Raw genomic sequence first — 22,613 nt, 5'->3', positions numbered from 1 at the left:
TCCAGCGATGCCGCAAAGAAGCGTCGGACAAGGTTGCTAGAACCTTGTCCGACGCTTTTTCTATGGGAAGACATTATGTAGGGGAAGGAGTTTGATGTAGACGGAACAACAGAGAGAGCTGCTTAGCGAGATAAAGCGGCGTGTACGGCATGTCATTACGAAGCCAGCAGACGATCGTACCGATGAATGCGGAGGAGCCATACCAGATGGCAATGTCGTTTGGAACGTTCACAGCCGGAGTAGTTGAGGAAGCGATTCGGCTCTCTGCTCGCTTGGTAATAAGTTCAACCATTAGATTCATAAGGCGTTCGGTGAACACAGATACTCGTTTGGAAGCCAGAAGCACCGTGTAAAACTTCGAATTGTCCGCGATATGTTCGAGAATTCGTAGCAGGATGGTCCAATCTACCTCTGCTTGGGGCTGGTCCGGCACTTCTTTCAAGATCGAGTGAATTTCATTGATCATGTCATCCGCCATCCGCTCCATGAGATCCGGAATATCCCGGTAATGAAGATAGAAAGTGACGCGACTGATCGTGGAGCGTTCGGCAATGCGATTAACCGTAATTTTCTCGAGCTCATGTTCCTGAAGAAGATCGATGAAAGCATCTCGAATCAATTGACGGGTTCGAAGGACACGCGGATCCGTCCGTGGTGGTGATTTTACCGACATTAGAGCTAAGCCCCTTTCTTTACCGCTTTTGTCAGGACGACACTTCTAAAAGACTTCGTAAAAGATGTTTCGTTTAGACGACACAATGGGGCGGATACGTTAATTAATTTACATATCGCGAAAAGCTGTTGCTTGTGATCGGGTAGTGCGGTGGCTATAATCTTACATTAGGTACATTATACAACATAGTGTAAATTAGTTCATCGAAGAGGGGTTGAGCAATAATATGAGTACTTCAGGCCTTGAAATCAGCAGTATTAAGAAAGGTCCTCTGATGTTTGTTATGATTCTGGGGGCGTTCATCGCGGTTTTGAATCAGACGATTATGAGCGTTGCGCTTCCGGAGCTTATGATTGACTTTGACATTGCGGCATCTACGGCCCAATGGCTGACTACAGGCTATATGCTGGTCAACGGTGTATTAATTCCGATCACAGCTTATCTCATGCAGCGGTTTACGACACGTGAGCTGTTCCAGACCGCCATGGTTATTTTTCTCGGGGGTACGATCGTTTCGGCAATCGCACCTAACTTTGATGTTCTATTGGTCGGTCGACTGATCCAAGCCGCCGGAGCCGGTATCATCATGCCGCTGCTAATGACGGTCATTCTAACGGTATTCCCTCCTGACAAACGAGGAGCAGCAATGGGCATGGTCGGATTCGCGATTATTTTCGCACCTGCAATTGGACCAGCTCTAGCCGGATATGTTATGGAGCACTACTCTTGGCGGACGATGTTCTATGGCATGATTCCGATTGCCGTCATCGTAATTGGAGTCGCTATGGTCTTCCTCCGAAATGTAGCGGAACGACAATTCCCGAAAATTGACCTGTGGAGCGTACTCCTCTCAACGATCGGATTCGGTGCCGTGCTTTACGGTTTCAGCAGCGCCGGTAGTAAAGGCTGGTCAAGCGCGGAAGTCATCGTTTCCATCGTTGTTGGCGTGATCGCCTTGATCCTCTTCACATGGAAGCAATTGGTGTCCAAAGAGCCGCTTCTGGAGCTTAGAACGTTCAAATATAGTATGTTCTCGCTGACGACCATTATTAATATTGCGGTTACGATGGTGATGTATGCGGATATGATGCTGCTGCCTCTATACTTGCAAAATGCACGTGGCTACACGGCGCTGGAGTCCGGGTTGCTGATGTTGCCCGGGGCGCTTCTGATGGGCGTTATGATGCCGATCACGGGTAAACTGTTCGATAAGTTTGGCGCGAAGTGGTTGTCCATTATCGGGATGGCCATTACGATTGCAACTACAATCGGCTTCGTGAATCTGACCGATTCCACCAGTTATACCTATCTGGTCTTAATGTCCACAGGAAGACGTTTCGGGATGGCGATGTTCCTGATGCCAATTACGACAGCGGGTTTGAACCAATTGCCTGCGAAACTCAATGCGCATGGTACAGCCATCTCCAACACGATTAAGCAAGTGGCCGGTGCTATTGGCACCTCCTTGCTGGTAACGGTTATGACGACCCGCACGAAGAGTCATCTTCAGGATATGATGGTATCCGGCGGTAATGCTTCACAGGAGCATATGATCATGGAGTCGACGATTCAAGGGATTAATGATGCCTATCTAGTCATTATTGGCATTGGCGTTGTCGGTCTGTTGCTTTCTTTCTTCATTAAACGCACGGGGCAGGTCGAGGAGAAAGCAGCAGCGGGAATCAAATTAGAACCCCAACCGGTTAGTCTGACAAACAGATAACGAAGGAGACGATCATCAATGAAACTACACAATCAAGTTGCAGTTGTTACCGGGGCAGCATCGGGTATGGGGAAAGCAATCGCCGAATTGTACGCAAAGGAAGGCGCTAAAGTGATTGTCGCCGACCTTAATTTCGAAGGTGCGGATCAAGTTGCACAAGAGATCGTCAATAATGGCGGCACAGCCAAAGCGATTCAAGTTAACGTCGCGTTATTGGAAGACATTGAAGGTATGATCGATACAGCCGTTAGCGAGTTTGGCACCTTGGATATTCTGGTTAACAATGCGGGCATTATGGATGGATTTGAGCCTGTAGCGGATATACTAGATGAGAAATGGGATCGCGTATTCGATATCAACACGAAGAGCGTCATGAGAGCCATGCGCAGAGCGATTCCGATCTTCCTTGAGAAAGGCAAAGGCGTCATCGTCAATACTGCTTCTACGGGCGGCTATAATGGCGGACATGCCGGCGCAATCTATACCGCTTCTAAGCATGCGGTTGTTGGCTTGACCAAGAATACGGGCTTTATGTATGCCAAACAAGGGATTCGCTGTAACGCGATCGCTCCCGGAGCAGTGATTACGAACATCGCGTCTTCGATGAAGAACATCAATGAGTTCGGCCTCAGCCGTTCGCAGGTGGTACAAGGCCTGATTCCGCGTGCAGGATCGGCAGAAGAGATCGCAAAGGTTGCCTTGTTCTTGGCTTCCGATGATTCCAGCTTCTTGAACGGAACGGTTGTTACAGCCGATGCCGGATGGACTTCCGCATTCTAAGAGAATCGTTGCGAGCGATAGAGTTAGTCTACTGATAAGAAGCAGTTTCCTCAAAAAAAGGAGGAGGCTGCTTCTTTTTTGCCTTATAATAAGGGCAGCGGAACCAATATAGGAATCGGCAGGTGATTGTGATGAACAGGACCATTATTCTGGCTGCGAAGCTCTATGAACATCATTCCGAAACAAGATTGATGTTTTATTGCTGCATTCCTGAGGTAAAAGAGGGCTATATGGCGCTCAACGTAGGGCAAGGCAGGGCCGATTATGGATTCTGGAGCGGGCTGCGCAAGGTCGTCGGTTTGCTGCATCGCACCTACCGAAGCTACGGGATTCAGCTTGCCGTTTCCAAGTCTGCTCTATCGCTGCATGGCTTAGCGGATAAAGATCAGGTCTCTGGTCTGCTGAACGAGTTTGTTTCGTATGCGCAAACAACTTGCGATCCCTATACGGAGCGGCTTGATCTGCTCAATGATATCAGCATAGTCGATCAAATACAGCCAGGCGTGCTCAAGGGTTATTCACTTGAAGCGGTCACTGCGGCACAGTTGAATCCTCCTGTCGTTGTGAAGGAGAAAGCCAAGAAGTATGACTACTACAGTGAGCTTACGATGCCGGATGAAGGTGTTGTACTGGACTTTGAGACCACATCCCCGATCGTGGAGTACGCTAAGATTATTGAAATCAGCGCATTGAAATTTAGAAACGGCCAAATCATTGATCAATTCCAAACGCTGGTTAATCCAAAACTGAAGATTTCCAAACAAATCAGAGAGCTAACGGGCATTACGGATGAAGATGTAGCTGGTATGCCGACATCGTTTCAAGCCGTGAAACAATTAAACAAATTTCTTGCGGGCACGCCGGTGCTCGTCGGTCATAACGTGCAATATGACTATCGCGTGTTGAAGGCGATCTGTGACAGAGCGAATATTCGAGTCTGGACAGGCAAGCTGCTCTGTACGATCAAGCAGGCAAGGGAATTAAAGCTGCCCATTTCGAGTTATGATTTATCCACGCTTTGCGAACAATTTGACATCATAAATGAACGGCCGCATCGCGCATGGGCCGATACGAAAGCGACATTCGAGCTCATGAAGTGCATTTATCAATCTCACCTCGTTTAGTGAGGAGTATAGTTCTTGAAAACCTCGATGCCGAGATGAAGGCACTGAGGTTTTTTTGCGTTTGATAATTAAAGTATATTTATTGTTAGAAATCAACGTGTTAAAGTATTGATAGTCGGTTTATAAAGAATAATTAGTATACTTAAATAACCGACTGAAGAAAGGAGGTTATTCATACACGCTTGTTGTGATTCTGATTCTGTTTTGGAAAGGTTTACTCCACGGATGTGAGGCGACTATTCGAAAAGGGAAGAGGGAGAAATGATGGATCTGTCGATAAGGATGACTTTCGGATCGAAATGGCTGAAGGCGATGCTGTTTGCACTGGTTGTGGGCTGCTGCTTCTTTGTATGGAATGCGAAGGCCAGTGCAGCGGACTATTACGTGGATTGCTCTGCCGGAAGCAATGGATCAGGCACGCAGGTATCGCCATATAACAGCTTTAACTCGATTAACAGCATCGGTACGATGAGCGCAGGGGATCGTATTCTGCTCAAGAGCGGCGTCACTTGCAATCAGCAAATGACGGTGACCGGGCAAGGGACCTCGACAAACTATATTACGATTGATTCGTACGGTGGCACCGCCAAGGCGAAAATCATCCGTAACGGCAATCAAGCAGATCGCGGGATTAAGCTGACGAACCCGAGCTATTGGAAAATCAACAATTTGGAGGTAGGCAGCGCAGGAACGGGCATTCTGGTCACGTTCTCGACAGCAGGGCATAATGATTTGTCCTTCACGAATTTATATTTCCATGATATCTACGGCATTCATCAAGGCTCAGGCAGCGGCAATGATTCAACCGGGGATGCCATCTGGAACTCGGCAGGGATTGAGTTCACCTCCAAAACCTTCAACGCTTCTAACCCCGCCAGCACCTACATTGTGGATAACGTCACCTTCGATACGATAGAAGGCACACGAAACCTCGATACGATTTCGATTGATTGGTATAATTCCGGCTACATGAATGCAACGGGCCATAAGGCGGCGGAGCATGTATTGATGAACAATCTCAACATGCACGGCGATAATGCGGGCGGCGGCACCGGCTGCGATGACGGGATGCGGCTGACATCGGTTCGGTACTTGACCATGATTAACTCGAAGCTCGACGGTGAAGGAGGCTGTCACTCGGATACGGGGACGGCGGCAATCTATATTGCTTTTGTAAGCGACTCGTATATTCTGAACAGCATGTTCACGAACGTGCCGAACACATCCTCGCCGGATATGGTCGCGTTCGACTATGAGTGCTGCACGGATAACCTGCAAATCAACAATAACTACATTGCTGGTAACGCAGGCGCCGGTATTTCGTATTTGGCAATCCATCCGGGACTCGGTTTGGAGACCAACAGCGTGGCAGGCGGCAATGTCTTCATTAACAACGGAAGCGGCTCGTTCCGCCGTGCAGGCAATTCGGATACGCCGAGCGGAACGATCCGCGACAATCTGTATTCGGAGCCGAACAATTTCTTGTACCAGGACGGCGCCAATTACAGCGGATTTACGCTCACCAACAATCTTCAAATTACGAACAGCAGCAATATCTATCACGCGGCGAAGCAGTTTAGTTCCACGCAAGGAAGCAGTAACTGGACGTATAAGGCTTATAACGGCTCCTCGTGGAGTAACCTCGGCTACTATGATACAGCAGGTAATATTTGGCAGGCATCTTCGGTGTCGAATGTGCCGCAGGTTTCGCAATTTGAAATGCACCCCGACACCGGAGTTGGCAAAATCGTTGCCCGCGCATGGACGGCGCCGACAAGCGGAACGGTTAGTATTCGCGGCCGCGTGCTGAAATCCGTCATTGCCGGCGGGGACGGCGTAGTTGCTCGCATCACGAAGAACGGGACGCGGATTTGGCCGGCTGGTGGCGATCAAGCGGTAGCCTACAATGACCGGTTTGGTTATGAAAGCAACCTTGATGGCGTAACGGTCGCTGCGGGAGATGAGATTCGCTTCGAAATTACGAGCGGCGCAGCGGGCAGTAACCAGTACGATAACGTAAGCTGGTCGCCGGCAGTCGCTTACACGGCTTCGAGTATTGCAGCGCAGTGGGATTTTGCAACGGCAGGCAGCACGGAAGGCTGGAACAATACGAATCAAATCAGCAGCAGCGTGTCCGGCGGGATTTGGACGATTACTTCAAGCGGCGGAGACCCGTATTCCGTTGGTCCGACTAACCTCGGCATCGCGTCATCCTATCGGTACCTCAAGATCCGATTGAAGAACAACACGAGCGATACCGGCGCGAAGTTCTTCTTCATCACGAATGCGGATTCGACCTGGAACGAAGCCAAGTCCAAGACGTTCACAACAGCAGCGAATATGGGCAGCTACACCGAATACACCATCGATATGGGAACCGTCGCCGGCTGGAGCGGGACGATTAAGTCCTTGCGCTTCGACCCCTTCTCGACCACAGGCACGATGAACGTCGATTATATATGGCTGACGAACACACCGTAGAGGGCGTGAGGCGGGTAGCTTGTCGGCGAAGCGAAGTGGCGGAGAGAGAGGCAAGACGATAGTTGGTTAGAAGTGGCAGGGTTAGCAATGGCAGTAGTAGAAGTGGTACGGCTGGAAGCAGCTAAGCTAGCCAAGGTGGCCGGGCAGGAGAAGTTGATCCTGCTCGGTCACTTTTTTGTGGCTTTGGTGGACAAGTAGCGGGTCCAGGAGTCTACATTAGCCGAAATTCGGTGGAATGGCGGAATGTAGCGGATCCAGGAGTCTACATTAGCCGAAATTCGGTGGGATGGCGGAATGTAGCGGATCCAGGAGTCTACATTAGCTGAAATTCGGTGGAATGGCGGAATGTAGCGGATCCAGGAGTCTACATTAGCCGAAATTCAAAGTAACGATTTTCCGACGCTGCGGCTCGATATACAAGTAGCTTGTCTGGAGATCTACATTAGTGGTATGCCGGAGCAAGAGAGGTACAGGTTACCGCACATTCGCTGACATAAGCGGATTTGAGAGCAAGAGAGATACAGGTTACCGCACATGAGCCGGTCATAAGTGGAGACGTGGCAAAGAAGAGAAAAACTGTCGACTACTAACTTTTGGTTGGTTTTTTGATAAAGTATACTATATAATCAAGTTATAGATTTATAAGTATAATGTAACTGTCCGCGCATCGGGTAGGAACCGGCAGAAGGGGTGTATGGTGATGAGAGAGACAATGCCGCTTTACAAGTTTATTGTGGAAGACATTAAAGCGAAGATCGGCAGCGGTCAACTGAAGGACGGAGATTCGATACCGACGCAGATCGAGCTGGCCAAGTTGTACGAGACGAGCGAGATTACGTCGCGCCGCGCGCTCAGCGAGCTAGTGAATGAAGGGCTCGTTGTCCGCATCCGCGGCAAAGGGACATTCATTCAGCTGCGCGACCTGCAACATGCCGAGTCACCGGAAAGCGGCAAAATCGCGCTCGAACAGATTGTGCTGATCCATCCATCCGCCTCGCCGCATCTGTTCAACCATCCGTTTTATGCCAATTTTATAAGCGGCATTCATGCGGCGTGCGAGGAGCATGGCATTCGTTTCCAGCTGCTCGACGTCAGCGAAAGCGATGGAATCGAGTCGAATCCGCTGGTCGGAGCGATCGTGCTGCCGGGTGCGCCGGGCGCGCAAAATATACTCATTCCCCAACTGAAGGCGTGGAAAGAAGCTAATCTGCGCATGGTGCTGGCCCACTTTTATTTTCCGCAGCTTCAAATTCCGTATGTCATCGTCGATAATCTGACGGGCGGATATCTAGCCACGGAGCATCTGATCTCTCTTGGTCATAAGAGGATCGGCATCATTGTCACGGGACACTCGTTAATGGACATTAACCAAGAATTTTCCCTTCGTCTGCAAGGCTACAAGTTGGCGCTCTCCCAGCACGGAATCGCATTCGATGAATCTCTTGTATCGGTGATGGAGGCCAACGAAGAGCTGGAAGAGATGGGTTACGAAGGGGCCAAGCAGCTGCTGGCACTGGAAAATAAGCCTTCGGCTATCTTCGCAACAAGCGATTACAAAGCCTTCGGCGCAATTCGAGCCGGCAAGGAGCTTGGGCTGCGCATTCCGGATGAGCTCAGCATCGTCGGCTATGATGATGTCATTCAAAGTCGCTACACGTCGCCGGCACTCACAACGGTCAATCAGAATACGGAGCGCATGGGCAAGCGTGCAGTGGAACTGCTGCTGAAGCCATGGAGCGAGAAGGCGATTGAAGAGTCTTTCGTCAAAGAAGAGATCGTACCGAAGCTGCTGGTTCGCAGCAGTACCACGCATTACTCCGCACACTAGTATAAGTATACCTATACACAGTAAAAAACAATTATTGAAACGAAATTACTTACATTGTATACTTAATTCGAAAGCGGCGCTGGGCTGCCACCTACATAGGAGACCAGCGCTGCCCCTACTCTCCTACCTCAAGTCACCTCACAGATCACCGACATCATCAACCAACCGACAGCAAATCAGACTCTTGCCTTTTCTTCAAACAAACACCGTACCTAAAGGAATCACTCAAGCAGAGAACCATAGGCTGCTTGATGTTTTTGGCATGCCATGCTTTTGTAAGCGCTTATATGTACGCAACTGCCAGGTGCTAGAATCCCCAATTAACAGATCAAGAGGAGGCTGCTTGTATGAAAATCGAGCATGTACGCGTCTTTATTGTGAATGGTGAGAAAGCTCATGCCCAGCAAGTGAGGCAGGGGAGCGTCAATACGGAAGGTTCTTGGTTGTCGGAAACGGTAATCGCGAATCCGATGTCCAATTACCCGGAATATTTCGACCGCAGGTCCAGCTGGCTTGGCATGGGAGGCCGCGTGATCGTGCAGATCATCGCCGATAATGGACTCGAGGGGTATGGCGAGAGCACGGGGGGGATGGCGACGGCATCGATCATTAACGAGCATATCAGCCGCATCTTGCTCGGGAAGGATCCTTTTCAAATCGAGAAGCTGTGGGACATGATGTTCAAAATCACGCTTCCTTACGGTCGCAAAGGCATTCCGATCATGGCCGTTTCCGCGGTGGATTTGGCGCTGTGGGATCTCATTGCGAAGGCCAGACAGGAGCCGCTTTATGTCAGCTTAGGCGGCGCGACGAAGGATAAAGTGCAAGCTTATGTCACTGGCAATGAATCGACGAAGATCAAAGACCGCGGCTTCATGGGACAGAAGCTCGCGATGCCATACGGTCCGTCCTCGGGCTGGGAAGGCATGAAGCGCAATGTGGCGCTGGTTGCGGAAACAAGGGATATTTTGGGACCTGATATGGAGATCATGCTCGATTGTTATATGGCTTGGAACGTGGAGTATACGATTCGGATGGCGGAGCTGGTCGCGCCATACCGCGTCAAGTGGATTGAAGAGACGCTGCCGCCGGACGATATCGACGGATACGCGGAGCTCAACCGCAAAGTCATCACTTCCGCGATCGCGACAGGCGAGCATGAATATACGCGATACGGCTACCAACAGCTCATCCAAGCGCGCGGGGCTCAAATTCTGCAGCCGGACATTTGCTGGGTCGGCGGGGTATCGGAAGCGCGCAAAATATGCACGATGGCATCCGCATGCAATCTCGAGGTCATTCCGCATGCAGGCGGGCTGCAGCCATGGGCGCTGCACCTGATTTTCGCGCAGGTGAACATTCCGTATGCGGAGTTTGCCTACTATCACGGAGCTGATAAAACCAACTATGATGTCGTGTTTGAAGGCGTACAGCTGCCGCAAGACGGTTGGTTTACGCTGCCGGAATGCATTGGAACCGGACTTTCACTGCGCGAAGGGGCACTAGAAGTGTTGGATGAGCTAACTAGATAGGAGGCAACTCAGATGAGCGTCTTTACGATTAAATGCTTGCGAACCGCGACGCACAGCGCGCCGAAGCCGGTATTTCTATTCATGGAAGGGTTCGGGGAGCTCGTACATGTGAATTGCTATTTTTGGCTGATTCAAGGGGCCGGGCATAACATCCTGGTGGATACGGGGATGGGCGGAACGCATCAACGCAGCTACGGTGACGAGTATGGCGAAGAATTTCATCGACTTGATCAGAACAGTCATGTCGGGTTCCCGGTCGCCGAGGGCGAAGATACGGTGTCATTACTCGCTGCGAATGGATTACAGCCGCTAGATATCGATACGGTCATACTGACGCATCTGCACTATGATCATATCGCCAACATTCCGCTCTTCGCAGGCGCCAAGATTTACGTGAATCGCAGAGGCTGGGATTTTGCGGTCGAACGCGGCGTACCGATCTTCGATACGTTCCCGCATGCACTCCTTCGATACATGGACAAGGAAATGAAAGAGCAGCTTACACTCGTACCGGACGAGGCCGAGATCGTCCCGGGTATTCGGGTTATTCACGTAGGCGGACATACTCGCTGCTCGCAAGCGGTATTGATTCAGATGGAAGACGGCATAGCTGCTATCACCGGCGATGTCGCATTCTTGTACGAAAATTTGGAGCGCGAGCATCCGATCGGATTCGGCTTCAGCGCGGAGGACAGTGTGTATGCGATTCGTCGATTGAAACGGGAAGCGGATATTCTGCTGCCCGGTCATGACGCGGCGATCTTGGATCGTTATCCGGATGGATGGGTAAGGGGGAAACGAGCTTGAGCGGTAAGTTGCAGGGGCAAGTTGCCATTGTAACCGGCGGAAGCCGTGGAATAGGCAGGGGAATCTGTGGCGAGCTAGCCAGCGCGGGAGCCACTGTAATCGTAAACTACACCAGTCACGAAGAAGCTGCACTTGAGGTAGTTGCCGAGATCAAACAGCGCGGCGGGCAAGCAGAAGCAATTGGCGCGGACATTGGGGTAAAGGCCGAAATCGATCGTATGGTTAGCGATGTGAAATCGCGGTATGGCCGCATTGATATTCTTGTGAACAACGCAGGCATTTGTCCATTTCGTGATTTCTTCGCTATCGAGGAAGAGACGTGGAACCGGACGATCGCCGTCAATTTGGCAGGCGCTTTCTTCTGTTCGCAGGCAGCTGGAGCCGTCATGCGCGAGCAAGGAAGCGGGGCAATCGTTCATATCAGCACCGTAACGACGATGAGGGGCGGACCCGAGCAAGTTCACTATGCGGCGAGCAAGGGCGGCATGAACGCGCTGACCTCGTCGATGGCAAATGCACTTGGCAAATATGGCATCCGAGTCAATGCAATTCTATGCGGCGGCGTGGCGACTGACATCAATCTCGAGCAGCGCAAGCAAGCGGGAGCTGTGGTCGATGAATGGGCGTCGAATTTGCCGGCCAGACGCGGGGGAAGACCAAGCGATCTAGGCAAGGCGATTGTCTACCTGACATCGCCGGATGCGGAATGGGTAACCGGTGCTTTGCTCGCTGTCGATGGCGGCGCACTGATCATGTAATCGGGGAAAGAGGAGATCGCGGATGAAAGCAGTGATGTGGACAGGACCGGAGCAAATGTCATTCATAGATTTGGCATTACCGGAGCCGAAGGAACAGGAAGTGGTCATCAAAGTCAGCCATGCCGGTATCTGCGGCTCTGACCTGGAAGGGTATCTCGGCCATAACAGCCTGCGGCATCCGCCGCTGCTGATGGGCCATGAGTTCGCCGGTGAAATTATCGGCGCTGCCGCAAGCTTCGCGGTTGGCGAGCGAGTCGTCGTGAATCCGCTGATCCACTGCGGAACATGTCCGCGCTGCGTTCGCGCGCAATATAACCTCTGCGATCGCAGGCAGATTATCGGCATTCACCGGCCGGGCGCTTATGCCGAGCAAATTACGGTGCCTGCTGCTCAAGTGGTGCGCATTCAAGATGCGCTCTCTTATCGCCGAGCAGCGCTCACCGAGCCGTTAGCATGTTCCTTGCGCGCAACGAGGCGTGCGATGGCGACCGTTCCTTTCGGCAATGTAGCCATTATCGGAGGCGGCGCCATCGGATTGCTGTGCGCATTTACGGCACGTTTGCTCGGTGCGGGCAAAGTGTTCGTGCTTGATAATAATCCGCTGCGATTGGAGCTTGTCTCCCGGATGGGATTTGATGGCGCGGTAGACAGCACTAGCGATGCATCACTTGCTGCGATGAAGCAGGCGACGAATGGCAAAGGCATCGACATCGTCATTGATGCGGCAGGGTTCAGCGTGACGCGAAGTCTCGCCAAAGCAATCGTCAACGCCGGCGGTACGATCATGAACATCGGGCTTGGCAGCTCAGAATCGCCGCTTCCGATCAACGATATGATTCGCTGCGAGACGAATGTGCTTGGCTCGTTCTGCTATACGCCGCAAGATTTCGCCGATGCACTGGAGCTGCTGACCGACGGGAAAGTGACCGAGGAAGGCTGGACGACAGAAAAACCGCTGGAGGAAGGCCCGAGAAGCTTCCAGCGGCTTGTGAAAGGTGAAATTGGGTACGGCAAAATCATTCTCGCAGTCTAGGCGAATCGCATTTAGCGACGTTTAGCAGCGTGCTAGCTGTCCTTCATCTTGGTCAGGAACGCGGAAATCGCGTAATGAGCGGCCCCGCGCACAGCGGACTTGTCACCTTGCTCCGCATAGAGCAGGCGGAATTGTTCCCGGTGATAAGCGAGTGCGCGACTGCCGACCGTAGCGGCGACCGCTTCGCGAATCCACGGTTCCGCGCGGCGCATCCGGTTGCCGATAATCACAACATTCGGATTGAATACATTCACGATGTTTGCAATCCCCGTTCCGATCCATTCCCCAATCCGGTGAAATAAGGCGATGACTTGCTCATCGCCTTGTTCGGCTGCGCCGATTAAGGCGTCCAAATCCGTATACCCCAAGGGCTCTGCCTGTTCGAGCAATGCGTTCTCGGAAGCATACAACTCCCAACAGCCGCGATTGCCGCAACGGCAAGGCGTACCATCCGCCATCACGGACAGATGGCCAAGCTCTCCGGAGAACCCGGCCGCCCCTTTGTACAGCTCCTTGTTCAGGATAATCCCCGTTCCGATTCCGATCCCGATGCTGACATAAATTTGATTGGCAATGCCGCGTCCGGCGCCGTATTTCTGCTCGCCCTGCGCCCCGGCATTGGCTTCGTTGTCGATGGTAGCCGGCACGCCGAAGCGTTCCTCAACCATGGCCCGAAGCGAAACTTTCGGCCAAGATAAATTTGGCGCGAACAGAATCGAACCGTCGCCATTGACGATACCCGGCACGCCAATCCCAATGCCAACCAGGCCATAAGGGCTCGCAGGCATGGAGGTCCTCAGCTCTTCGATGCAATCCATCAGCTTGGGAAGCACGATATCAGCCTCATGATTATCGATCGGCAGTTCACGTTCCAATACGACGGCGCCTTCCAGATCCGTTAAGATGCCGCGTATATAATTCACCCCAAGATCGATGCCGATCGCATAACCTGCACGGGCATGGAACAGGAGGAGAAACGGCTTGCGTCCGCCGCTCGATTCACCCGGGCCGATGTCGAGCACAAGATGACGGTCGATTAAATCCTGCACAAGGCTTGACACCGTCGCCTTGTTAAGTCCGGTCCGCTCTGATATTTGAGCACGTGAAAGAGGCGCGTGACGAAGCACCGCCTCCAGCACGATTGCCGTATTCATTTTTTTGACTAAGGTCAAATCTCCGGTCTTCTTAATGGCCATAACGTCCCCCGAATCCGCCTCGCGGATGATTTGGGTACGATTTTACCACGCGGAAGGTGAAGTTGCACTTTATTTATTCCTCGTCGTCGTATACCTCAACGATCCATACGTTCGACTCCGCAGTGCCGCTGACCGTATATCCGCCTTCTGTAAACGTAAAGCTGGCGTGCGCCTGATTCTCTAATCTGTGACCCGGCGGCTCTAGTTTTACTCTAGCCTTGAACGACACCGTCGCGAATGTGCCGGCAGGGATGGTGCCAATCGGTATACCCGGGAAGCCCGGAGTCGCATCAGGCAGCCGCTCGCCGTTGACCGATACACTGCCCGGAATAAAGGCGGCCTCCATAGGAAGCGGATCCCTCAGTACAACATTGTGTGCAGCATAGGAAGTCGGATTCCGAACAACCAGGGAATACGTGATGCGATCGCCGACAACGACGGAAATGGCGCTTGATGTTTTCTCAATAATCAAGCCAACGATATTCACGATCGCACGTGCTTCTACAGGAGCAGTTTCATTCGAACTGATGACAGCCGTGTTCACGACCTGTGATCCGATCTGCGCATCTTGTGGCAGGATGAACCACAATGAACCTCGTTGGTTAGCTCCTGGCGTCAGCTCCTCCAGGAAGAAGTCATACCTCGCAGCCGCATCGACCAAATGAATATTATGCAGCGTGACGTTACCGCTGTTGATGAAGAACAGTGCCATTCTTTGCTTGCCGCCTGGAACCCCGATGACCGGCAGCTTCTTCGTCAATTCAAGCCGCGGATCCGGAAGAACGAGCACCGAGCTGTCCGCAACGGCTGGCGGTGTCTCGCTTGTCGTTACCGTTACAACGTTGGTGATAATGGTGTTAGCCAGAGTACCGAGTGGTACGACGTAGTCGGAGTGAAGCGTGAACGAATCGCCGATATCCAGAGAGTTGATCGTTTCGTCAACTGCAACAAGCGGGTCATGCAGCACGAGATTCGTCAGGATCGCGTTGGACGTATTCGTTACGGTCGTTTCGAACGCAATCGTTCCTCCCGGGAGTACCTCGGTCTGTGCGGACGTCTTCCGAACATCAATCGAGTAGACCGGCAGAATATCCAGATTCGTCATGGCTTCCTGCGGGGTGGTCTGATCTGAGACGGCCACAACGGTATTGAAAATCTTCGTCCCAGCCTGGAGGCCGAGAGGGACTTGATACGGAACATTAAGCTGAATCGAGTGCTGCGGTTCGATCAATGAAATGACTTCGTTCAGATTCAGCAAGATATCCGTTAACCGAATGCCTGTTAAGGCTACATTGCCAGTATTGGTGACCGTGATCATATAAGTGACGATATCTCCCGGATTGGCCGATCTCGCGCTTTCACGCTTCTCTAGACTGAGGGATGGCGCAGCAGCCACGGTAACGGCAGCGGCGGCGGAAGTGGGCAGCGTCTGATCTGAGGAGACGGTTACGACATTGTTAATGATTGTCCCGGCAGGCGTTTGCGGCGGAATCGAATATTCGACGATAATGGTTCGAGTAACACCTGCAGAAATAAACGGCGCAACAATAGATAGGCCAAGCAGCTCATCAATAATCATTGCATTCGTTATAGCTGACCCAGAGGTATTAATGATCTGAATTGTAAACGTCACGGTCTCACCAGGCGCCGCAGAAGTAGGGCTCACCGTCTTCGTAACTGAAATGCTGGCCGGCGTATCTACACTGATCGATGCGGATGCAGTTACAGGCGTCGGAATCTGATCGGAGGTGACGGATGCCGTATTCGTAATAATCGTGCCGGCAGGAACCGCCGGAACCACGAATGGTACAATGAATGGCACACTTTGACCGATGGCGAGTAATGGGATCACATCCGCGAAGCCAAGTGTCGGATCGGTAACCGCCACATTCGTGAGCGGCACGTTCCCGGTATTCGTGACCGTTATGGTGTAGTTCACAATGTCGCCTGGCAGGGCAGTCGGCTGACTTGCCGTCTTCGTTAACGTTACCGCAGGAACTCCATTCACAGTGACGGTTGCCGTGGCTGTTTGAGTTTCACCGAGCGCATCGACGAAGACGGTATTGACGATTACCGTACCTCCTGGTGTGCCAAGCGGAACTGTATAAGGCACACTAATCGTATAGGTGCTCTGCGCCGGCAGTTCGGCCACGGTCTCGCTAATGCCAAGGAGAGGATCCGTAATTTGTACATTGGTGACGAGTCCGGTGGAGTCGTTAAACACAATAATCGTGTAAAAGATCGTTTCGCCCGGATCCGCAGTTAAGGTGCTCACGAGCTTCTGCACCTTAATATCCCCGGAAGGAATCGGCAATACTTCGACGCTGGCGCTTGCCGTGCGATCGCCGGTTTGTAGGCTGGTCGCTGTAGCTGTGTTCACAATAATGGTGCCAGGAGCGGCATCCTCCGGAATGGTGAACGGAATCATATACGTCTGAACAGCGTTAGGATCCAGCTCCGTAATCACCGTTTGCAGACCCGGAATCGGATCCGATACCGCCACATTGAAGAGGGATACATTGCCTGTATTTTCGACCGCAATCGTATACGTTATCGTTTGGCCCGGCAGCGCCGTGGCGAAGTTGACCGTCTTCGTTATGGCCATATCCGGCGCATTCTCGGTAGTGACGGAAGCAGATGCAGAGATAGGCGGCGTCTGGTCGGAAGAGACCGTTACGGTATTCACGTAAACAGTTCCTCCCAGTGAATCGAGCGGTATCATGAAATCGGCGTTAATAATTCGGGACTCGCCCGGTGCGAGGCTGTTGAACGTATAGTTCAGATTGAAAAATTCATCGACGAGCAGCACGTTCGTTAACACAACCAAAGACGTATTTGTAAGAGTAATCGTGAAGGTCACCGTTTCACCCGGAAGAGCGGAAGGTTCGCTTACCGTCTTAGTCAGCGTAATGGTAGGTGGAGTTCCCACGGTTACAAAAGCATCCGCGAAGACCGGAGTCGGCGTCTCGATTGAGGTTGCGTTCGCGATATTATGAATAATCGTTCCCGGCGGCAAGGCAGGTATTACCGATGGGACGTTAAATACGGACTGCCCGCCTTGCGCGATAAGCGGAATGGTGGTGTCCACGCCAAGCAGCGGATCTTGAACGCGTACCTGCGTCAAGTCGGTGTTGCCGGTATTGGTCACCGTAAACGTATAGGTGAGAGGAGTTCCTGCCGGACCGCTGGTTGGCACAACGGTTTTAGTCAAACTAAGCGACGGCACGGCAGAGATAACGACCACCGTCGTAGCCGTTACGGGCTCTGTCTGATCAGAATCCGCTGTCGCGATGTTCGTCAGGTTCGTCCCTGCAGGTGTACCGGCAGGAACCGTGTATTGAACGTCAAACATAATCGTGGCGCCGGCAGGAAGCGTGGCGATCGTCTCTGTAAAGGACAGCAGATTATCCGTAATGACGACGTTTGTGAGATTGGCATTGGAAGTATTCGTGACGGTGATCGTGTAGGTAACGATTTGTCCCGGTACGGCCGTACTCACATTCGCTTTCTTATCCAGCGACAAGCTGTACACGGCTGCGACGACGACTTCGGCCGATGCCGAAACAGCCGGTGTTTGATCGGTTATTACCGTTGCAGTATTGATGATCTTCGTCCCAGCCGGCGTTCCCAGTGGTACCAAGTAAGAGGCATTTGCGACATATTGCCCGCCTATCGGGAGAATAGGCACCGTAACGGAGAAGGACAATACCGGGTCGGTAATAAAAACATCGGTAAGCGGGATATTGCCCGTATTGGTGACTGTAATGTCGTAGAAGATCGTTTCGCCCGGCACGACAAGCGTCACACTTGGTGTTTTGGCTATCGTGATGCTTGGGGCTGCGAGGATGGTAACGTCTGTACTCGCTGTTTGCGTGCCAAGTGAGGATACGAGAGTAGCGGTATTATGAATAATTGTGCCTGCGGGCGTTCCAGCGGGAACGGTATACATGCCATGAAAGACGACCGACGTTTGCGGATCGAGCTTCGCGATCGTTTGATTGACATGCAGCAGCGGATCGGTCAGCAGAAGGTTAAACAGCGTCGTGGCTTTGGATTCATTGCTGACGGTAAGGGTGTAGATAATGGTTTGGCCAGGGATCGCGGTGGCGGTATCTGCTGACTTGGTTAAGATGACAGACGGTGTTTCCGTAATCAGGACGGTTGCCGAATCGGTTAAGGGCTGAGGCAAATTGCTCGCGGTTAACGTTGCGGTATTGACGAAATCGCTGCCAATCGGCGTGTTCGCAGGAATGACGAAGGGAACAGAAGCCAGCTCACCGCTGGTTGCTGATGGGAACGACAAGTTCAGACCAAGCACGGGATCGACCAGATTCACATTTAAGAGCGTGGCACCATTCTGAACCACAAGTGTAAATGTGTAAGTAACGGTATCGCCGGGTTCTGCAGTGGTAGGTTGAACGGTTTTGATCAGCTCCGCTACGATCGGGCCGACGATATTGATGGTGACGGCAGCGGATTGCAAAGGTGTCTGATTGCTCTTCGCCGTGACGATATTCTGATAGCTGCTATTAGGCGGGCCGGATTTGATGGAGGAATTGATCGTGAATTGGATGGACTGTCCGGCTGGCAGCGACGGGACCGTTTGGTTAAAGTTCAGTTCCGGGTCATCGACGACAATATTCGTTAATGTCCCCGCTCCGGTATTCTTGACCGTGATGACATAGGTCAGCGGTGTTCCAGGAGGGCCGCTTACGGAGCTTCCGCCATTGACGGTCTTCGTCAGCTGCAGCCTCGGCGTACAGAATACTTCCGGCAAACAGCCCGTAAAAGGAACGTGATGCTCTTCGATGGAACCGGTCGTATTGGTAAGCGATCCGACCGCAATCGTGCCGTCAATGTTCCCGAAGCCGGATGCGCTCCATGCTGCGAATGGGGCAAGCACGGAGCCTTTGATCGACAAATTGAGGTTGAAGGCAGTTGTCGCTTGATAGAAATTCCATAGAATGACGGCCCCGTTCGCCGGGGTGGATTGACCGCCGTTGATGAAGATCGCATAGCTGCCGAATCCGACATTGGTCCCGGAAATATTCACAAGCACAGTGGAACCGGGCGGTGTGATAATGTTAATGCCGTTTGCGGTGGCAAGCGAAACACCGGAACCCGCGACGTTATTGCCATTGATGTTGAAAATATTAAGGGTAGGGCTGTTGCCGCTCAAAACGATTTGGCCGAAGTTAACAAAGGCGGTTCCGGTTGGACCAAGTGAGCCCCACGAGCTGGAGGCACAGGTCAAATATTGCTCTGCTGCCGGAAAATCGATCGGTGTGGCTCGGAAAGGCTGACCGGCAACGCCGTTATTGTTCGTCATCGTGTAATTAATAATGGTTCCGGTAGGGCTGATGACGCTGTTCCCGCTGAAATTGGTGCCGCCGATAATGTTCATATTGCCGCCGACGATTAAGTCCGCACGCGTTGTTGATGAAGGGAGTGCATTGCCAATCCCATAGCTGTTGTAGGTTGCGTTACCACCAACGGCAACACGTCCGCCGGAATCTACGAAGGACTGGGTGTGGTTCCCAAGCACGAACACGTTGAAATCATTTGCTACGCCTAAATTGCCGCAGGCCATCCACGTTCGCCTCCTGTACGTTGAAAGAAAATAAACTATGTACAATGTATGCGAGCAGGCGGGGATGAATACCTGTATTTGGATCGGTGATTTTATAAAAAAAACATACTTTGTTTAGTAGACAAACTAAGTTTGATGATGCTAGAATAGCTGTAAGAGCGTTTTCAATACATCCATTCTAGGAGGAATCATTCATGGCTTATTTTCAAAATATCGGTAAAATCGCTTACGAAGGCAAAGGCTCGGACAATCCGCTAGCATTCAAACATTACAACCCTAAAGAAGTCGTACTCGGCAAAACAATGGAAGAGCATCTGCGCTTTGCAGTAGCTTACTGGCATACATTCACGGGTGCCGGCTCCGATCCGTTCGGCGTAGGCACAGCGGTTCGCGGCTGGGATTCCGCTAATGAAATGGATCAGGCGAAAGCTCGCGTTGAAGCGAACTTTGAATTCCTGAACAAAATCGGCATTCCTTACTTCTGTTTCCATGACCGCGACATTGCTCCGGAAGGCGCAACACTGGCTGAAACGAACAAGAACCTCGATATTATCGTGGACTTGATGGAAGAGAACATGAAAGCTTCCGGCGCGAAATTGCTCTGGAACACGGCGAATATGTTCACGAACCCGCGTTTCGTTCATGGTGCAGCTACTACGTCCAATGCGGATGTATTCGCTTATGCCGGTGCACAATTGAAGAAGAGCCTTGAAGTGGGCAAACGTCTCGGCGCAGAGAACTATGTATTCTGGGGCGGCCGCGAAGGCTACGAAACGCTTCTTAACACGGATATGGCGCTTGAGCTCGACAACCTGGCACGTTTGCTTCACATGGCGGTTGCCTACTCCAAAGAAATCGGATTCGGCGCTCAGTTCTTGATCGAGCCTAAGCCGAAAGAGCCGACTAAACATCAATACGACTTCGATGCGGCAACGACAATTGCGTTCCTGCAGAAATATGATCTCAAAGAATACTTCAAGCTCAACCTTGAAGCGAACCATGCTACACTTGCCGGCCACACGTTCGAGCACGAAATCCGCGTTGCTGCCATCAACGGCATGCTTGGATCGCTCGATGCGAACCAAGGCGACTTGCTGCTTGGCTGGGATACAGATGAGTTCCCTACGGATCTGTACTCCACGACACTTACTTTGTATGAAGTGCTTAAAGCCGGCGGTATCGGCAAAGGCGGCGTAAACTTCGATGCGAAAGTACGCCGTGGCTCTTTCGAGGACGAGGATTTGTTCCTTGCTCACATCGCAGGTATGGATACGTATGCTTGGGGTCTGAAGGCAGCTGCGAAGCTGATCGACGAGAAAATCATCGACAACATCGTAGACAACCGTTACCGCAGCTTCAAAGACGGCATCGGTGCCGAAATCGTTGCCGGCCGCGCTACGCTGCAATCGCTTGAGCAATACGCGCTGCAAAACAACACGATCAAGAACGAGTCCGGCCGTCTTGAGCGGATCAAATTGGTACTGAACGAAGTTATCTACAGCGTTTAAGTCGAGGAGGCCAGTCAAGCATGTCCTATGTTATCGGAATTGACCTGGGTACAAGCGCCGTCAAAGCGCTTCTCCTTGATCGGAGCGGAACTGTAGCTGCTGAAGCTTCCCGTGACTATCCGCTGTATCATGAACACTCCGGCTGGAGCGAGCAAACGCCGGATGACTGGGTGGAAGGTACAATTGGCGCGCTTCGCGAGCTGGTGGAGCAATCCGGCGTACCGGCTGATGCGATTGAAGGCATCAGCTTCTCCGGCCAAATGCATGGCTTGGTGCTGCTCAATGCGGCTGGAGATCCGGTCCGTAAAGCCATTCTATGGAACGATACGCGCACGACGGCGGAATGCCGTGAGATCGAAGCGTTAGTGGGCCAAGAGCTGCTGCTTACGGTAACCCGTAATCCAGCGCTTGAAGGATTCACGCTGCCGAAGATTCTATGGGTGCGCAAGCACGAACCGGAAGTCTTCGCGCAGGCGGTTTCGTTCCTGCTGCCGAAGGACTATGTGCGCTATCGCCTTACAGGCGCGCTGCACATGGACTATTCGGATGCTGCAGGCACGTTGCTGCTTGATGTAGCGAACAAATGCTGGAGCAGCGAAGTGCTCGAAGCCGTCGGTCTTCCGGCTTCCTTCGCGCCGCCGCTCGTGGAATCCCACGCGCTGACAGGCACTTTGCTGCCTGATCAAGCGGCAGCTTCCGGACTAACCGAGAGCACGAAAGTGTTCGCAGGTGGTGCGGATAATGCTTGCGGAGCTATTGGCTCCGGCATTCTGCAAGAGGGACTCACGATGTGCAGTATCGGCACCTCCGGCGTTATTCTTTCGTTCGAGCAGGGCAGCGGCAATGATTTCCGCGGTAAAGTGCATTTCTTCAACCATGGCAAAGAGAATGCGTTCTACGCAATGGGCGTTACGCTCGCGGCAGGCTACAGTCTCAGCTGGTTTAAGAATACGTTTGCTAAGGGTGAGTCGTTCGACGAGCTGCTTGCCGGTATAGGCGATGTGAAGCCGGGCGCTAATGGACTTCTGTTCACGCCTTATCTGGTTGGCGAGCGTACGCCGCATGCCGATTCGGTTATTCGCGGCAGTTTTATCGGGATTGATGGTTCGCATGAGCGGATTCATTTTGCCCGTGCGGTTATGGAAGGCATTACGTTCTCGCTGAATGAATCGGTGGACCTGTTCAGACAAGCCGGCAAAACAGTCGATACCATCATTTCGATCGGTGGCGGTGCTCAGAATCCGGTATGGCTTCAAATGCAGGCTGATATCTTCGGAGCAGATGTCGTATCCTTGGAGAATGAGCAAGGTCCGGGGCTTGGTGCGGCGATGCTTGCTGCATATGGCTGCGGATGGTTTGAAAGCTTGGAGGCGTGCGCGGAATTGTTCGTGAAACGCGCCGCGGTTTATCATCCAGACCCAGCTGCAGTCAGCGCTTATGCAGGACTGTTCCGCGTTTACCAGGACGTCTACGCGCAGACGAAAGCATTGAATGCAGGCTTGCAGCCGTATCGCAATTAGATGTAGTTATATAGAAGCCGCTTCTTTCGAACGTTGAGAGAAGTGGCTTTTTTGTGTCTG

The 22,613-nt window shown here is 52.1% G+C and carries 14 protein-coding genes; 11 read left to right on the top strand and 3 right to left on the bottom strand.

The genetic code is table 11. The annotated features are described in order from the left end of the window. Positions 1–73: 73 nt before the first annotated feature. Complete coding sequence (locus BLW29_RS25250) at positions 74–673, bottom strand: TetR/AcrR family transcriptional regulator (protein ID WP_090984857.1); 600 nt, start codon at positions 671–673, stop codon at positions 74–76. A gap of 226 nt (positions 674–899) precedes the next feature. On the opposite strand from BLW29_RS25250, the gene BLW29_RS25245 reads away from it, so the two are divergent. The 9 genes from BLW29_RS25245 (at position 900) to BLW29_RS25205 (ending at position 12,739) form a co-directional block, all read left to right on the top strand. Further along, positions 900–2,396 carry a DHA2 family efflux MFS transporter permease subunit gene (locus tag BLW29_RS25245; protein WP_090984855.1) on the top strand — a complete coding sequence of 499 codons (1,497 nt, stop codon included), beginning with the start codon at positions 900–902 and terminating at the stop codon, positions 2,394–2,396. Between the two features lie 18 nt (positions 2,397–2,414). After that, on the top strand, positions 2,415–3,176 hold the full coding sequence (locus BLW29_RS25240; RefSeq protein ID WP_090984853.1) for an SDR family oxidoreductase: 762 nt from the start codon (positions 2,415–2,417) through the stop codon (positions 3,174–3,176). Between the two features lie 131 nt (positions 3,177–3,307). Beyond that, positions 3,308–4,300, top strand: a complete 993-nt coding sequence (locus BLW29_RS25235; protein ID WP_090984851.1) for a 3'-5' exonuclease — start codon at positions 3,308–3,310, stop codon at positions 4,298–4,300. 261 nt (positions 4,301–4,561) lie between these two features. Beyond that, the gene (locus BLW29_RS25230; protein WP_143044463.1) at positions 4,562–6,781 is read left to right on the top strand and encodes a hypothetical protein; all 2,220 of its coding nucleotides are present in this window, start codon (positions 4,562–4,564) and stop codon (positions 6,779–6,781) included. Between the two features lie 700 nt (positions 6,782–7,481). After that, positions 7,482–8,609 carry a GntR family transcriptional regulator gene (locus BLW29_RS25225; RefSeq protein WP_256208891.1) on the top strand — a complete coding sequence of 376 codons (1,128 nt, stop codon included), beginning with the start codon at positions 7,482–7,484 and terminating at the stop codon, positions 8,607–8,609. Between the two features lie 347 nt (positions 8,610–8,956). Next, positions 8,957–10,141 carry an enolase C-terminal domain-like protein gene (locus BLW29_RS25220; protein ID WP_090984845.1) on the top strand — a complete coding sequence of 395 codons (1,185 nt, stop codon included), beginning with the start codon at positions 8,957–8,959 and terminating at the stop codon, positions 10,139–10,141. A gap of 12 nt (positions 10,142–10,153) precedes the next feature. Next, on the top strand, positions 10,154–10,948 hold the full coding sequence (locus BLW29_RS25215; RefSeq protein ID WP_090984843.1) for an N-acyl homoserine lactonase family protein: 795 nt from the start codon (positions 10,154–10,156) through the stop codon (positions 10,946–10,948). Then, a complete protein-coding gene (locus tag BLW29_RS25210) occupies positions 10,945–11,706 on the top strand; it encodes an SDR family NAD(P)-dependent oxidoreductase (protein ID WP_177186819.1) in 762 nt (253 codons plus the stop codon). The genes BLW29_RS25215 and BLW29_RS25210 overlap by 4 nt, the downstream gene beginning before the upstream one ends. A gap of 22 nt (positions 11,707–11,728) precedes the next feature. Next, complete coding sequence (locus tag BLW29_RS25205) at positions 11,729–12,739, top strand: zinc-dependent alcohol dehydrogenase (protein ID WP_090984838.1); 1,011 nt, start codon at positions 11,729–11,731, stop codon at positions 12,737–12,739. 32 nt (positions 12,740–12,771) lie between these two features. Here BLW29_RS25205 and BLW29_RS25200 read toward each other — a convergent pair whose 3' ends face one another. Together BLW29_RS25200 and BLW29_RS25195 are read right to left on the bottom strand one after the other, a co-directional pair. Then, entirely contained in the window at positions 12,772–13,935 is a 1,164-nt protein-coding gene (locus BLW29_RS25200; protein WP_090984836.1) for an ROK family transcriptional regulator, read from the bottom strand. Positions 13,936–14,008: 73 nt separating this feature from the next. Continuing rightward, positions 14,009–19,525 carry a DUF7507 domain-containing protein gene (locus BLW29_RS25195; RefSeq protein WP_090984834.1) on the bottom strand — a complete coding sequence of 1,839 codons (5,517 nt, stop codon included), beginning with the start codon at positions 19,523–19,525 and terminating at the stop codon, positions 14,009–14,011. A gap of 194 nt (positions 19,526–19,719) precedes the next feature. Here BLW29_RS25195 and xylA point away from each other — a divergent pair, with 194 nt between their 5' ends. Both xylA and xylB read left to right on the top strand, forming a co-directional pair. Next, complete coding sequence (gene xylA, locus BLW29_RS25190; RefSeq protein WP_090984832.1) at positions 19,720–21,033, top strand: xylose isomerase; 1,314 nt, start codon at positions 19,720–19,722, stop codon at positions 21,031–21,033. Positions 21,034–21,053: 20 nt separating this feature from the next. After that, positions 21,054–22,553, top strand: a complete 1,500-nt coding sequence (xylB, locus tag BLW29_RS25185; RefSeq protein WP_090984830.1) for a xylulokinase — start codon at positions 21,054–21,056, stop codon at positions 22,551–22,553. The last annotated feature ends 60 nt before the right edge of the window (positions 22,554–22,613 follow it).

Source organism: Paenibacillus sp. CF384 (assembly GCF_900106745.1).
Taxonomy (GTDB): Bacteria; Bacillota; Bacilli; order Paenibacillales; family Paenibacillaceae; genus Paenibacillus_Z.
Note: the sequence above shows the minus strand (reverse complement) of the source record. Positions and strands in the feature narration are given on the sequence as shown.

Coding starts and splice junctions, on each gene's coding strand:
- BLW29_RS25250 (WP_090984857.1), bottom strand. CDS start 673: ATGTCGGTAAAATCACCACCACGGACGGATCCGCGTGTCCTTCGAACC.
- BLW29_RS25245 (WP_090984855.1), top strand. CDS start 900: ATGAGTACTTCAGGCCTTGAAATCAGCAGTATTAAGAAAGGTCCTCTG.
- BLW29_RS25240 (WP_090984853.1), top strand. CDS start 2,415: ATGAAACTACACAATCAAGTTGCAGTTGTTACCGGGGCAGCATCGGGT.
- BLW29_RS25235 (WP_090984851.1), top strand. CDS start 3,308: ATGAACAGGACCATTATTCTGGCTGCGAAGCTCTATGAACATCATTCC.
- BLW29_RS25230 (WP_143044463.1), top strand. CDS start 4,562: ATGATGGATCTGTCGATAAGGATGACTTTCGGATCGAAATGGCTGAAG.
- BLW29_RS25225 (WP_256208891.1), top strand. CDS start 7,482: ATGAGAGAGACAATGCCGCTTTACAAGTTTATTGTGGAAGACATTAAA.
- BLW29_RS25220 (WP_090984845.1), top strand. CDS start 8,957: ATGAAAATCGAGCATGTACGCGTCTTTATTGTGAATGGTGAGAAAGCT.
- BLW29_RS25215 (WP_090984843.1), top strand. CDS start 10,154: ATGAGCGTCTTTACGATTAAATGCTTGCGAACCGCGACGCACAGCGCG.
- BLW29_RS25205 (WP_090984838.1), top strand. CDS start 11,729: ATGAAAGCAGTGATGTGGACAGGACCGGAGCAAATGTCATTCATAGAT.
- BLW29_RS25200 (WP_090984836.1), bottom strand. CDS start 13,935: ATGGCCATTAAGAAGACCGGAGATTTGACCTTAGTCAAAAAAATGAAT.
- BLW29_RS25195 (WP_090984834.1), bottom strand. CDS start 19,525: ATGGCCTGCGGCAATTTAGGCGTAGCAAATGATTTCAACGTGTTCGTG.
- xylA (WP_090984832.1), top strand. CDS start 19,720: ATGGCTTATTTTCAAAATATCGGTAAAATCGCTTACGAAGGCAAAGGC.
- xylB (WP_090984830.1), top strand. CDS start 21,054: ATGTCCTATGTTATCGGAATTGACCTGGGTACAAGCGCCGTCAAAGCG.